Genomic DNA, 13,237 nt, shown 5'->3' with positions numbered 1-13,237 from the left:
ACGGTACGGCAATAGTTCGATGATTGTCAAACAATTATGGATGAGCGATGACCGACTACCCCATTCCCGCCATGGACGACGTGGAACTCGTGGAGGTGCTGCGGGCCGTGGCCGACCCCATCCGGCTGCAGATCGTGCGGGTCCTCGCCGACGGGCGGCCGCACCCGAAGTCGATGACGGAGTGGGGCGTCGATGTGCAGAAGTCGACCATGGCGCACCACTTCAAGACGCTGCGCGAGGCCGGCCTGACCCGGACCATCGTCAGCGGCCGCACGCACGAGATCCAGCTCCGGCGCGACGAGCTCGACGAGCGCTTCCCCGGGCTGGTGGAGGCGCTGCTGCGCGACTGAGGGCGCAGGCGCTCTAGCCGAGCGCCTCGTCGAGCTTCTGCTCCAGCTCCTCGAGGTCGAAGTAGTTCTGCACGACGACCACGTCGGCGTTGGTGCGGCCGATCCGGTCGACCAGCTCCGGGGAGGCCAGGATCACCTGCGCGTCAGCCGCCGCCTCGTCGACGTGGGCGAGGTCCGACGCCGTGACGTCGGCGTCGATCCCGAGCCGGTCGAGCACGCGCTCGGCGTTGACCTTGAGGATGCCGGAGGTGCCGACGCCGACACCGCAGATGGCGACGATCTTCACTGCACGGCCTCCGCCTTCAGGATGCGCTGCACCTCGTCGACGCTGGTCGCGGCCGCGAGCGCCGGGATGGCCTCCGGCTCGTTGAAGACGTTGGCGAGCTCGGCGACGCTGGTGACGTGCGCCTCCGGCGTCGACACGGCGAGGCCGAGCACGACGGAGACGGGGTCGTTGTGCGGGTGCCCGAACACGACAGGCTCGTCGAGGATGACGACGGACAGCCCGTCCGTGTTGACGTCGGGCCCCGGCCGCGCGTGCGCGAGCGCCAGCCCCGGCGCGATCACGATGTAGGCGCCGAACTCCTCGATCACCTGGATCATCCGGGCCGCGTACCCCTGCTCGGTCGCCCCGGAGCGCGCGAGCGCCTCACCGGCCAGCTGCACCGCCTCGCGCCAGTCGGCGGCGTGGGCCCCGACGGTGACGGCGGAATCGGGCAGCGGCGGCAATGGCATGGTCTCAGCGTAGCTGTCGGCGGGTCAGGAACCCTCGAAACCTGCTGTGATGATGTCCGCCAACTCCTCACGCTCCTCGAACGACAGGAACGCACCGGCGGCCGCGTTGAGCTGGAAGATCTCCAGGTCGGTGCGGTCGTAGGCGAACGCGTCGGCGAGGATGCTCAGCTCGCGGGTCAACGTGGTGCCGCTCATGAGGCGGTTGTCGGTGTTGACCGTCACGCGGAACCCGAGCTGGTACAGCAGGTCGAACGGGTGGTCGAGCAGCTCGGTCCCCCACGCGGCGATGGCCCCGGTCTGCAGGTTGGAGGTCGGGCTCGTCTCGAGCGCGATCTCGCGGTCCTTCACCCACTGCGAGAGCGTGCCGAGCGTGACGTAGGTGTTCTCGTCGTCCTGCCGCTCGACCGTGATGTCCTCGGCCAGGCGCACGCCGTGGCCCAGCCGCAGGGCGCGGCCGTCGAGCAGGGCGCTGCGGATGCTGTCGAGACCGTCGGCCTCCCCCGCGTGCACGGTCGCCGGGAAGAACTCCGAGGCCAGGTAGTCGAACGCCGCCCGGTGGTTCGAGGGCGGGAAGCCGGCCTCCGGCCCCGCGATGTCGAAGCCGACCACGCCGCGATCGCGGTGCCGCACCGCGAGCTCCGCGATCTCGAGGCCGCGGTCGTTGTGGCGCATGGCGGTGACCAGCTGGCCGATGCGGATGCTGCCGCCCGCGCCGCGCACGTCGGCGATGCCCTGCTCGATGCCGGCCTGCACCGCCTCCACGGTCTCGTCCAGTCTCAGCCCGCGCGACAAGTGCTGCTCCGGCGCCCAACGGATCTCGCCGTAGACGACGCCGTCGGCGCCGAGGTCCTGCACGAATTCGCGGGCCACGCGCTCGAGGCCCTCGCGGGTCTGCATGACCGCCGTGGTCAGGTCGAACGTCTTCAGGTACTCGACGAGCGAGCCCGAGTTGGACTTCTCGGCGAACCACGCCGCGAGCGTCTCGGGATCGTCGGCCGGCAGCTCCAGCCCGATCTCGCCGCCCAGCTCCAGCACGGTCGCCGGCCGCAGACCGCCGTCGAGGTGATCGTGCAGCGACACCTTCGGCAGGCTGCGGATGTCGGTCCCGTCGGGCAGGTGGTACTCGTTCGTCGCGTCGGTCATGCTCTCACCCTATGCGTTCGGTCGTGGGCCCGGCAGGCCCGAGGAAGCCGCTCGTCGGAGTCGCTCAGCCGATCCGCTCCGCCACCAGCGGCCCGCGCTCGAACGCGGTCCCGGGAGGCGCGATCCGGTACGCGCCCTCCAGCGCCTCCAGGGCGCGCTCGAAGCGGGCGGGCTCGTCCGCCGCCAGCGTGAAGAGGGGCTGTCCCGCCTTCACCTCGTCGCCGGGCTTCGCGTGCAGGTCGATGCCCGCCGCGTGCTGCACCGGGTCCTGCTTGCGGGCGCGGCCGGCGCCGAGGCGCCAGGCGGCGATGCCGAACGGGAGGGCCTGCTGCTCGACCAGGACGCCGTCCGCCTCCGCGACCACGGTGTGCGTCTCGCGGGCGGCCGGGAGCGCGGCGTCGGGGTCGCCGCCCTGGGCGCGGACCGTCTTGCGCCAGGAGTCCATGGCGCGGCCGTCCTTCAGCGCGGCCTCCACGTCCTCGTCGGGGCGGCCGGCGAGCGCCAGCATCTCGCGGGCCAGCGCGACGGTGAGCTCCACGACGTCGGCGGGCCCGCCTCCGGCGAGCACCTCGACCGACTCGCGGACCTCGTTGGCGTTGCCGATCGCGAGACCGAGCGGGACGTTCATGTCGGTCAGGAGGGCGGAGGTCGCGACTCCCGCATCCCGGCCCAGCTCCACCATCGTGCGCGCCAGCTCGCGCGAGCGGTCGATGTCCTTGAGGAAGGCGCCGGAGCCGAACTTCACGTCGAGCACCAGCGCGCCCGTGCCCTCGGCGATCTTCTTGGACATGATCGAGGAGGCGATGAGCGGGATGGCCTCGACCGTCCCGGTGATGTCGCGCAGTGCGTACAGCTTGCCGTCGGCGGGTGCGAGCCCGGAGCCGGCGGCGCAGATGACGCCGCTCAGCTCGCGGAGCTGCGCGAACATCTCCTCGTTGGAGAGGTTGGCCCTCCACCCGGGGATGCTCTCGAGCTTGTCGAGCGTGCCGCCGGTGTGGCCGAGGCCGCGGCCGGAGAGCTGCGGCACGGCGACGCCGAAGGAGGCCACGAGCGGCATCAGCGGCAGCGTGATCTTGTCGCCCACGCCGCCGGTCGAGTGCTTGTCGGCGGTCGGCTTGCCGAGGCCGGAGAAGTCCATCCGCTCGCCCGAGCGGATCATCGCGAGCGTGAGGTCCTTGATCTCGCGCCGCGTCATCCCGTTCAGGAAGATCGCCATGGTCATGGCCGACATCTGCTCGTCGGCCACGTAGCCGCGTGTGTAGGCGTCGATCAGCCAGTCGATCTCGGCGGTCGAGAGCTCGCCGCTGTCGCGCTTGGTCCGGATCAGGTCGACGGCGTCGAACGCCTCGACCGCTGGGGTCTGAGTCACTGCGAGAAGGTTCCTTAGTCGTTGTCGATGTCGCCGCCGCCGGCGTGGCCGCGGCGGTACTCCACCAGCTGGCGCGGGCCGAAGGCGTCGGGCAGCACCTCGTCGATGGTGCGGATGCCCGAGACGGTCTCCAGCAGCATCCCCTCGGCGGAGTGCTCGTACAGCAGTTGCCGGCAGCGGCCGCACGGCATGAGGGTGTTCCCGTCGCCGTCGACGCACGCGAAGGCCACGAGGTGGCCGCCTCCGGTCATCGCGAGCGACGACACCAGGCCGCACTCGGCGCACAGGGTGACGCCGTAGCTGGCGTTCTCCACGTTGCAGCCGCTGACGATCCGGCCGTCGTCGACCAGGGCGGCGGCGCCGACGGGGAAGTTCGAGTACGGCACGTAGGCGTGGGTCATCGCCTCGCGGGCGGAGGCGCGCAGCGCCTCCCAGTCGATCTCGGTGGTCATGCTCCTCCGCCTATGACTTGATGTACGGCTTGCCGTCGGCGGCGGGCGCCCGGGACATGCCGACCAGGCCGGCGACGGCGAAGATCGTCACGACGTACGGCAGCATCAGCATGAACTCGCTCGGCACGGGCGAGCCGATGATGCCGAGCACGTTCTGAAGATTGGAGGCGAAGCCGAACAGCAGGGCGGCGAGAGTCGCCTTGATCGGGTCCCAGCGGCCGAAGATCACGGCGGCGAGGGCGATGAAGCCCTGACCGGCGGTCATCTCCTTGCTGAACGCGCCGACCGATCCGAGCGTGAAGTACGCGCCGCCGAGCCCGGCGACCGCGCCGGCGAGGGACACGTTCCAGAACCGGGTGCCGTTGACGTTGATGCCGACGGTGTCCGCGGCCTCGGGGTGCTCGCCGACCGAGCGCAGGCGCAGGCCCCAGCGGGTCTTGAACAGACCGAACCAGACCGCGAAGATCGCGATGTACATCAGGTACTCGATGATCGTCTGGCGGAACAGCACCGGCCCGATGATCGGGATCTCGGACAGGACCGGGATGGGCCACTCCGGCAGGCGCGGCGGACGGTTCAGCAGCGACGGGTCGGCGGCCAGCACCTTCGAGTACAGGAAGCTGGTCAGACCGGTCACGAGCACGTTCAGCACGACGCCGACGATGACCTGGTCGACCAGGTACTTGATCGAGAACGCGGCGAGCACGAACGACACCAGCACACCCGCGATCAGCGCGGCCAGCAGGCCGACCACCCACGACCCGGTGAGGGTCGCGGTCATCGCCGAGACGAACGCGCCGGCCAGCAGCTGGCCCTCGATCGCGACGTTGACGACGCCGCCGCGCTCGGAGATGACGCCGCCGAGGGCGCCGAAGACGAGCGGCACCGAGAGGCTGATCGTGCCCAGCAGGAGACCCGTGACCGGCACCGGCAGCTCGCCGGATCCCGCCCAGGCCAGGAAGCCGAACATGAAGATCAGCGCGAAGACGATCACGAGCCAGATCGGCGTCTTGCGCGCCTGCCACGACAGCCACGCGCTGACGGCGGTGATGATCGCCAGCAGCACGATGACCACGATCGTGGTCGAGAACGTGTCGACGGTCAGGTTCGCGATCTTGACCGCGTCGGAGGTCTCCGAGAACCGGAACGTGGACTGGCCGTGACGCTGGAAGCCGAGGAACAGCAGGAGGCTGATCACCACGAACACGGCGAACGCGATCGGCGCCTTCCAGGACCGGATCTGCGCCTTCTCCAGGACGATGGGCGAGGAGTCGGGAACGACGGGGGCGGTGGTGCTCACTTGGCCGCCACCTCCTTCGAGACGATGGGACGCTGTCTCCGGGGCGTGCTCCCGGGCGCGGGCAGGCGGAAGATCGCCCGCACCAGCGGCGGCGCGGCGACGAACAGGACGATGAGCGACTGCACGACCAGCACGATGTCGATCGGGATGTCGTTGGCCGCCTGGATGGTGTACCCGCCGGCCTTCAACGCACCGAACAGGAGCCCGGCGACGAACACGCCCCACGGCCGCGACCGGCCGAGCAGCGCCACGGTGATCGCGTCGAAGCCGATCCCCGCATCCACACCCGAGCTGATGCCCTGCGGGAACACGCCCAACGCCTGGCTCGCACCCGCGATGCCCACCAGACCACCCGCGATCAGCATCGCGTAGAGGTAGACGTTCTTCACGTTGATGCCGGCCACGCGTGCGGCGTTCGGGTTCTCGCCGACCGCGCGGAAGCGGAAGCCGAGGCTCGACCGGTTGATCAGCCACCACACGAAGACGGTCGCGGCGATGACCACGACGAAGGCCCAGGTGAGGTTGAACCGCGGCCCGAACAGCGCCGGGAACACCGCGTTCTCGTGGATCGGCGGCGCCTTCGGGTTGTTCGACCCCGGCGCCTGCAGGAGGCCCTGCGTACGGAGCATGTACGAGATCAGGTAGAAGGCGATGTAGTTGAGCATGATCGTGACGATCACCTCGTGCGCGCCCGTGCGCGCCTTCAGAAGGCCCACGATGCCGGCCCAGATCGCACCGCCGACGATGCCCGCGACGACGGCGAGCACCAGGTGGATGACCGGCGGCAGGTTCCACGAGAAGCCGACCCACGCGGAGGCGGCGGCCGCGATCAGGATCTGCCCCTGGCCACCGATGTTGAACAGGCCGACGCGGAACGCCAGCGCGACGCCGAGACCGGAGACGATCAGCGGAGTCGCGAAGGTCAGCGTCTCGGTCAGCGGGCGGATGCCCGCGACGAACGTCGGTCGCCGGAAGTTGTAGATCGCGCCTTGGAACATCGACACGTAGGCGCTGGAGACGGAGTCCCAGATCGCCGAGAAGGTGTCGCCGGGGCGGGCGAAGAAGTATCCGGCCGCCTTCTGCACCTGGGGGTCGGTCACCGCGATGAGGATCGCGCCGACGATCAGGGCGAGCACCACGGCGAGGATGGAGATGACCACCGGGCCCGCCATGATCTCGCGCAGCGCGCGGTTGAAGCGCGGCTCCTCCTGCTGCTCCGGCTGCGGCGCCGGGCGGCCGTCCGCCGGCTGCGCCGTCGTCGTCTCGGTCCCGGTCATGCTGCAGCTCCCGCCTGCTCCGGCGTCTCGCCGGCCATCATGAGGCCGAGCACGTCGCGCGACGTGTTGCCCGGCACGATTCCTACGATCCCGCCGCGGTACATCACCGCGATGCGGTCGGCCAGCGCAGCCACCTCGTCCAGCTCGGTCGAGACCACGATCACCGGCACGCCGGAGTCGCGGGTCTCGACGATCCGCTTGTGCACGAACTCGATCGAGCCGACATCCAGGCCGCGGGTCGGCTGCGCGGCGACGAACAGTCGCAGCTCGCGGCTCAGCTCGCGCGCCAGCACGACCTTCTGCGCGTTGCCGCCGGAGAGGCGGCCCACCGCGGTGTCGATCGACTGGGTGCGCACGTCGAACTCGCGCACCTTCTCTTCAGCGAAGTCCTTCAAGTAGGAGAACTGGATGTTGCCGCCCTTGACGAACGGCGCTCCCGTCGACCGGTCCAGCATCAGGTTCTCCTGGATGCTGAACTCGCCAACGAGACCGTCCTCGTTGCGGTCCTCCGGCACGAACCCGACGCCCGCGTCGAGCACCTTGCGCACGCTGCGGCCCTGGATCGGCGTCCCGTCGAGCAGGATCTCGCCCTCCACCCGCGGCTGCAGGCCCAGGATCGCCTCGGTCAGCTCGGTCTGCCCGTTGCCCTGGACGCCGGCGATCGCGAGGATCTCCCCCGCGCGCACCTCGAAGCTGACACGGTTGACGACCAGCTGGCCGATCGGGTCGATGACCGAAAGGTCGCGGACCACGAGCGCCGGCTCCCCCGGTGTCGCGGGCTCCTTCGCGACCGTCAGCGACACCGCACGGCCGACCATCATCGAGGCCAGCTCGGTGTTCGTCGCGGTCGGCTCCGCCTCCCCGATCACCTTGCCCAGGCGGATCACGGTGATGCGGTCGGCGACCTCCCGCACCTCCCGGAGCTTGTGGGTGATGAAGATGATCGCTGTGCCCTGCTCCTTGAGCTGGCGCATGATCGCCATCAGCTCGTCGGTCTCCTGCGGGGTCAGCACCGCGGTCGGCTCGTCGAACACGAGCACCTTCGCGTCGCGGGAGAGCGCCTTGATGATCTCCACGCGCTGCTGCACACCGACCGGGAGGTCCTCCACGACCGCGTCCGGGTCGACGTCGAAGCCGAACCGGTCCGAGATCTCGCGCACCTTCGCGCGGGCCGCGGCCAGGTCGAGACGACCGCCGAACCTCGTCTGCTCGTGGCCGAGCATCACGTTCTCAGCGACGGTGAAGACGGGGATGAGCATGAAGTGCTGGTGCACCATGCCGATGCCGGCCTTCATCGCATCGCCGGGGCCGGCGAACCGCTGCACCTCGTCGTCCAGCAGGATCTCGCCCTCCTCGGCCTGGTAGAGGCCGTACAGGACGTTCATCAGAGTCGACTTGCCTGCGCCGTTCTCGCCGAGCAGGCAGTGGATCTCTCCGGGTTCGACCGTGAGGTCGATGTGGTCGTTCGCGACCAGGGCACCGAACCGTTTGGTGATGCCGCGGAGCTCGAGCTTCATTCGGGTGGGTTTCCTTCTCTACTCGCCCGGGGTGAGTGAGGACGCGCGGAACGGCTGGTGGCCTCGATGCGCATCCACAACCCTACCTTCCTGCACAAATGTCAGTGTGTGCTCAAACGAGCGGGCCGAGCAAGTGCGGCGGGCCCGGATGCGGAGGCAGGGGCACGACAACGGGGAGGCCAGCGCTGCTGACCTCCCCGTCGAGTGCGGTGTCGTTACTGCTTGGGCGACGCCGGCGAGGTGACCTTGATCGAGCCGTCGATGATGCCGGCCTTGATCTTGTCGAGCTCGCCCTGCAGGCCCGGGTCCACCTTCGACTCGAAGTCGTGGAACGGGGCGATGCCCACGCCGTCGTTCTTCAGCGTGCCGACGTACGGCTCGCTCGAGAACTTGCCGTCGGCCGCCTGGGTGACGACGTCGTTCACGGCGGGCTTCATGCCCTTCATGACCGAGGTCAGCAGGAGGTCCTTGACGGCCGGGTCGGACTCGAAGACGTCGGCGTCGACGCCGATCATCGCGATCTGCTTGCCGGAGTCCTTGATCGCCTGCGCGGCCGACTGGTAGATCGGGCCGCCGACCGGCATGATGACGTCGGCGTTCTGGTCGATGATGCCCTGCGCCGTGTTCTTCGCGGTCTCGTTGGCGTCGAAGCCACCGGTGAAGGAGCCGTTCTGCGCGTCGACGTCCCAGCCGACGACCTTCACGGACTTGCCCTTCTGCTCGTTGAAGTACTTCACGCCGTCCGCGTAGCCGTCCATGAAGATGGTCACGGTCGGGATCTGCATGCCGCCGAAGGTGCCGACGATGCCGGTCTTCGAGTAGCTCGCGGCCGCGTAGCCGGCGAGGAACGCCGCCTGGGCGGTGTCGAAGATGATCGGCTTGACGTTGTCCGCCTTGATCGAGTTGTCGTCGATGATGGCGAAGTTGACGTCGGGGTTCGCGGTCGCGGCCTTCTTCGTCGCGTCGGCGAGCAGGAAGCCGACGGTCGTGATCAGGTTGCAGTTCGCGTCGACCATCGACTGGATGTTCGGGTCGAAGTCGTTCTCGCTCTTCGACTCGGCCTTCTTGTACTCGACGCCGAGCTTGCCGGCCGCCTGCACCATGCCCTCGTAGCCGAGCTGGTTGAACGAGTGGTCGTCGAAGCCGCCGGAGTCGGAGACCATGCAGGGCAGGAAGTCGCTCTTCGCCGCGCCGGTCGAGTTGTCCGACGGGGCAGCCGAGCACGCGGCGAGCAGCGCGATGACGCCGGTCGCCGCCAGGCCGACGAGGCCGGCCTTACGGGCTGTGATTGTCAAGGTTTGTCCTCCAAGATGCGTGGCCGCCGCGGGTACAACGGGGCCAGATGCGATTCACGTTACCGAATGTGTCGGACCGCACCGTCCTCGAATCCGGCTTCTTCATGCAAGCGTTACAAACGCGCGCGCCGTTGGCGACTGCTCATTCGAGCGGGGTGTCACCCGTGCTGGGGACACCCAGCCCGGGACTCGGCTACAGCCACCCCCGCCGCTTGAACACCGCGTACAGCAGCCCGCTCAGCCCGAACATCGCCACCACTGCGAGCGGGTAGCCGAAGGGCCAGTCCAGCTCGGGCATATGGGTGAAGTTCATGCCGTAGATGCCGGCGATCAGCGAGGGTGCGAAGAGGATCGCCGCCCAGGACGAGATCTTCTTCACCTCCTCCCCCTGCGTGTTGCTGGAGTGCGCGAGGCGGGTCATCTCCTCGTTCTGGCGTTCGGCGACCAGGGTCGAGTTCACCGTGAGGATGTCGCGCAGGAGGTAGCGGAACGCGTCCACCCGCTCGTTCACCTGCGTGAGGTGGTCGGCGACGTCGCGCAGGCGGCGTTCCAGCTCCTGCGTCACGCCGTACTTCGCGGTGCCGCGTTCGAGCGCGAGCATGACCGCCGAGAGCGGGTGCGTCGCGCGCTGGAAGTCGATGACCTCCCGCGACAGCTCGTAGATGCGGCGGGAGACGAGGGCGTCGCCGCCGAACACCTGGGTCTCGATCTCGTCGATGTCGTTCGCGAGGCCGGCGACGACCGGGCTGTAGGCGTCGACCACCGCGTCGATGATCGCGTAGAGCACGGCCTGCGGACCGAGGGCGAGGAGGTCGGGCTCCGCCTCCATCCGCTGCCGGACGGTGGAGAGGTCGGGCGACTCGCTGTGCCGGACCGTGATCACGAAGTTCGGGCCGACGAAGAGGTGCAGCTCGCCGAAGTCGACCTCCTCGGGCACGTCCAAATAGTTCGCCGCCTTGAGCACGACGAACAGCACGGTGTCGTACCGCTCCAGCTTGGGCCGCTGGTGGGCGACGATCGCGTCCTCGATGGCGAGCGGGTGGAGGTTGAACTCGTCCGCGAGCGACATCAGCTCCTGCTCGCTCGGCCGGTACAGCCCGATCCACGCCATGCCGCCGCGCGTCTCGTCGAGCGCGCGGTAGGTGTCGGCCAGGGTCCGCGGGGAGGCGACGCGCACGCCGTCGGCGTACACCGCGCTGTCGACCATGCTGTCGCGCTCGCGCACGGCGGGCCGGTCATCGGCGGTGGCGACGGCGGACGAGGAGGCGGATGGAGGGTCGACCCGTCGCGCTCGGGACACGAAGGGCATCGGAATGCCGCGTCGGTTCAGGTTCGCCATCGTTCACCTCCAGGGTCGTGCGCAGAGAGAGTGGTGCGCCTGTACAGGATCACGGCCGCCGGAGCGGCCACCTCACTTTACGCGCGCAGGCTGGGGATGCGGCCTGCCGCCTCCGCGTCGGCCTGTTCGCAGGCGGCGACGATGACGCGCTCGTAGTGGCGGACGAGCTCGCCGCACACGCCCGCCCAGTCACGGCCCAGCACCGCGCGCCTCCCCGCCTCCCCCATCCGCAGCCGCAGCGGGGTGTCGCCGACGATGGTGTGCACCGCGGCGCGGAGGGCGCGCTCGTCCGCGGGCGGGTACAGGAAGCCGTCGACGCCGTGCTCGACGAGGTCGATCGGGCCGCCGGCAGCCGGCGCCACGACGGGGAGGCCGGAGGCGTGCGCCTCCTGCACGGTCTGGCCGAAGGTCTCCTCCGAGCCGGTGTGCACGAAGAGGTCGAACGCGGCGTACGCCGTGCCGAGCTCCGCTCCCCCGAGCCGGCCGAGCCAGGTCACGGGCATGCCGCGGAGCTCGCGGGCGACCAGGTCGCGCGACGGGCCGTCGCCGACGATCGCCACCGAGACCCCGGGCAGGCCGCGGAGGGCGCGCAGCCGCTCCACCTGCTTCTCGGGGGCGACGCGGCCGACGTAGCCGACGACGACCTCGCCGTCGGGCGACAACCGCTCGCGCAGTGCGGCGGCCTCCGGCGTGCGGCGGTGGTTCGGGTGGTAGCGCTCGAGGTCGACGCCGCGGCCCCAACGCTGCACGCGGCCGACGCCCGCCTGGCGGAGGTCGTCCTCCGACGCCGACGAGGGCGCCAGCGTCAGGTCGGCGCCGTCGTGCACCCAGCGCACGTACTTCCAGGCGATGGAGGAGGTCATGCCGAGCCCGTTGCGGCGCGCGAAGCCGGCGACGTCGGTCTGGTAGATCGCGACCGACGGCACGCCGAGCCGGTTGCACGCCGCGATGGCTTGAGCGCCGAGGAAGAACGGGGAGGCCGCGTGCAGCACATCGGGCTGGAACCGCGCCAGGATGCGCTGCACCTGCGGGCTCGGCAGCCCGACCGGGAACTGCCGGTAGGCGATCGACGGCACCTGGTGGATCGGGAAGCCGCGGTACTCCGCGGGCGCACCGGCGTCCGGACAGATGACGATGGCCTCGTGGCCCTGGTCGGCGAGGTGGTCCAGGACGCGGAGGACGCTGGTCGTCACTCCGTTGACGGTGGGGAGGAAGCTCTCGCTCACGACGGCGACCCGCATGACCTCATGCTCCCGGCCGGGGGTTGACCGGGTGTTGCCCCTCCGTGAACGGCCGGTGAGCAGCGCCCGTCGGTATCCTTTCGGCATGAGTCAGCGGACCCTGCCCCTCGACCGGTTCTACAGCGTGATCCCCGCGGGAGGGATCGGGTCGCGGCTGTGGCCGCTCTCGCGGGCGGAGGCGCCGAAGTTCCTGCACGACCTCACCGGTTCGGGGCAGACGCTCCTCCGCGACACCTGGGACCGCCTGGCCCCGATCTCCGGCGAGCAGCGCGTGATGGTGGTCACCGGCCGCGCCCACCGGGCCGCGGTCGAGGAGCAGCTGCCGGCGCTGACCGATCCCAACGTCGTGCTCGAGTCGGAGCCGCGCGACTCCACGGCCGCGATCGGCCTCGCCGCGGCGATCCTGGAGCGGCGCGAGCCCGGCGTGATCATCGGCTCGTTCGCCGCCGACCACGTCATCAAGAACGTCCCGCTCTTCACGGTCGCGGTGCGGGAGGCCGTGGCCGCCGCCGACGCCGGCTTCATCACCACGATCGGCATCAAACCCACGGAGCCCGCGGTCGGCTTCGGCTACATCCACGCCGGCGAGCCGCTCACGGTGGCGGGAGCGCCGAGCGCGCTGCTGGTCCGCTCCTTCGTCGAGAAGCCCGACCTGGCCACCGCAGAGAAGTACCTCGCCGGCGGCGACCACCTGTGGAACGCGGGCATGTTCATCGCGCGCGCGGACCGCCTCCTCGAAGAGATCGGCCGCACCAAGCCGCGCCTGCTGGAGGGGCTGCAGGAGCTCGCCGAGGCCTGGGACGACCCGGCGACCCGCGGTCCGGCGGTCGACCGGATCTGGCCGAACCTCGAGAAGATCGCGATCGACTACTCGGTCGCCGAGCCCGCGGCCGCGGCGGGCCGGCTCGCCGTCGTGCCCGGCTACTTCGACTGGGACGACGTCGGCGACTTCGCCTCGCTCGCCAAGCTCAACTCGGGCGGCCGCAAGTCCGACCTCGCGATCCTCGGCGAGAACGCGCGCGTGCTCGCCGACTCGTCGAGCGGCATCGTGGTCAGCCAGACCAAGCGGGTCATCAGCCTCATCGGCGTCAAGGACATCGTCGTGGTCGACACGCCCGACGCGCTGCTCGTGACGACGAGCGAGAACGCCCAGCGGGTGAAGTCCGTGGTCGACGCGCTGAAGGTGACCGGGTCGACGGACGTGCTCTAGCGGGTCGGG

The 13,237-nt window shown here is 69.9% G+C and carries 13 protein-coding genes; 2 read left to right on the top strand and 11 right to left on the bottom strand.

What is annotated here, in order from left to right:
• The first annotated feature begins 47 nt into the window (after nt 1-47).
• Nucleotides 48-350 carry an ArsR/SmtB family transcription factor gene (locus P5G50_RS07980; protein ID WP_301211146.1) on the top strand — a complete coding sequence of 101 codons (303 nt, stop codon included), beginning with the start codon at nt 48-50 and terminating at the stop codon, nt 348-350.
• Between the two features lie 13 nt (nt 351-363).
• Here P5G50_RS07980 and P5G50_RS07975 read toward each other — a convergent pair whose 3' ends face one another.
• The 11 genes from P5G50_RS07975 to P5G50_RS07925 all read right to left on the bottom strand — a co-directional run bounded on the left by P5G50_RS07975 (nt 364) and on the right by P5G50_RS07925 (nt 12,018).
• Nucleotides 364-636, bottom strand: coding sequence for a PTS sugar transporter subunit IIB (locus P5G50_RS07975; protein ID WP_301211148.1), 273 nt, complete (start codon nt 634-636; stop codon nt 364-366).
• Nucleotides 633-1,085: a PTS sugar transporter subunit IIA gene (locus P5G50_RS07970; RefSeq protein WP_301211150.1), complete on the bottom strand. Its 453-nt coding sequence runs from the start codon at nt 1,083-1,085 to the stop codon at nt 633-635. Before P5G50_RS07970 ends, P5G50_RS07975 begins: the two co-directional genes overlap by 4 nt.
• Before the next feature lie 24 nt (nt 1,086-1,109).
• The gene (locus tag P5G50_RS07965) at nt 1,110-2,228 is read right to left on the bottom strand and encodes an adenosine deaminase (RefSeq protein WP_301211152.1); all 1,119 of its coding nucleotides are present in this window, start codon (nt 2,226-2,228) and stop codon (nt 1,110-1,112) included.
• A 64-nt stretch (nt 2,229-2,292) separates the two neighbouring features.
• The gene (locus P5G50_RS07960) at nt 2,293-3,597 is read right to left on the bottom strand and encodes a thymidine phosphorylase (RefSeq protein ID WP_301211154.1); all 1,305 of its coding nucleotides are present in this window, start codon (nt 3,595-3,597) and stop codon (nt 2,293-2,295) included.
• Nucleotides 3,598-3,611: 14 nt separating this feature from the next.
• Nucleotides 3,612-4,049, bottom strand: a complete 438-nt coding sequence (locus P5G50_RS07955; RefSeq protein WP_301211157.1) for a cytidine deaminase — start codon at nt 4,047-4,049, stop codon at nt 3,612-3,614.
• A gap of 10 nt (nt 4,050-4,059) precedes the next feature.
• Entirely contained in the window at nt 4,060-5,349 is a 1,290-nt protein-coding gene (locus tag P5G50_RS07950) for an ABC transporter permease (RefSeq protein ID WP_301211161.1), read from the bottom strand.
• A complete protein-coding gene (locus tag P5G50_RS07945) occupies nt 5,346-6,626 on the bottom strand; it encodes an ABC transporter permease (protein ID WP_301211163.1) in 1,281 nt (426 codons plus the stop codon). Before P5G50_RS07945 ends, P5G50_RS07950 begins: the two co-directional genes overlap by 4 nt.
• On the bottom strand, nt 6,623-8,143 hold the full coding sequence (locus P5G50_RS07940; RefSeq protein WP_301211166.1) for an ABC transporter ATP-binding protein: 1,521 nt from the start codon (nt 8,141-8,143) through the stop codon (nt 6,623-6,625). The genes P5G50_RS07945 and P5G50_RS07940 overlap by 4 nt, the downstream gene beginning before the upstream one ends.
• 215 nt (nt 8,144-8,358) lie before the next feature.
• Nucleotides 8,359-9,438 (bottom strand): BMP family lipoprotein, encoded by a 1,080-nt coding sequence (locus P5G50_RS07935; protein WP_301211169.1) that lies wholly within the window; start codon nt 9,436-9,438, stop codon nt 8,359-8,361.
• Between the two features lie 193 nt (nt 9,439-9,631).
• Nucleotides 9,632-10,777, bottom strand: a complete 1,146-nt coding sequence (locus P5G50_RS07930) for a magnesium and cobalt transport protein CorA (RefSeq protein ID WP_301211172.1) — start codon at nt 10,775-10,777, stop codon at nt 9,632-9,634.
• A 77-nt stretch (nt 10,778-10,854) separates the two neighbouring features.
• Nucleotides 10,855-12,018, bottom strand: a complete 1,164-nt coding sequence (locus P5G50_RS07925) for a glycosyltransferase family 4 protein (protein WP_301211175.1) — start codon at nt 12,016-12,018, stop codon at nt 10,855-10,857.
• 85 nt (nt 12,019-12,103) lie between these two features.
• On the opposite strand from P5G50_RS07925, the gene P5G50_RS07920 reads away from it, so the two are divergent.
• Nucleotides 12,104-13,228, top strand: coding sequence for a mannose-1-phosphate guanylyltransferase (locus tag P5G50_RS07920; protein ID WP_301211178.1), 1,125 nt, complete (start codon nt 12,104-12,106; stop codon nt 13,226-13,228).
• Nucleotides 13,229-13,237 lie beyond the last annotated feature (9 nt).

Source organism: Leifsonia williamsii (assembly GCF_030433685.1).
In the GTDB taxonomy this organism is placed as follows: Bacteria; Actinomycetota; Actinomycetes; order Actinomycetales; family Microbacteriaceae; genus Leifsonia; species Leifsonia williamsii.
The sequence above is the reverse complement of the archived record's forward strand: the minus strand, read 5'-3'. Positions and strand labels throughout refer to the sequence as shown.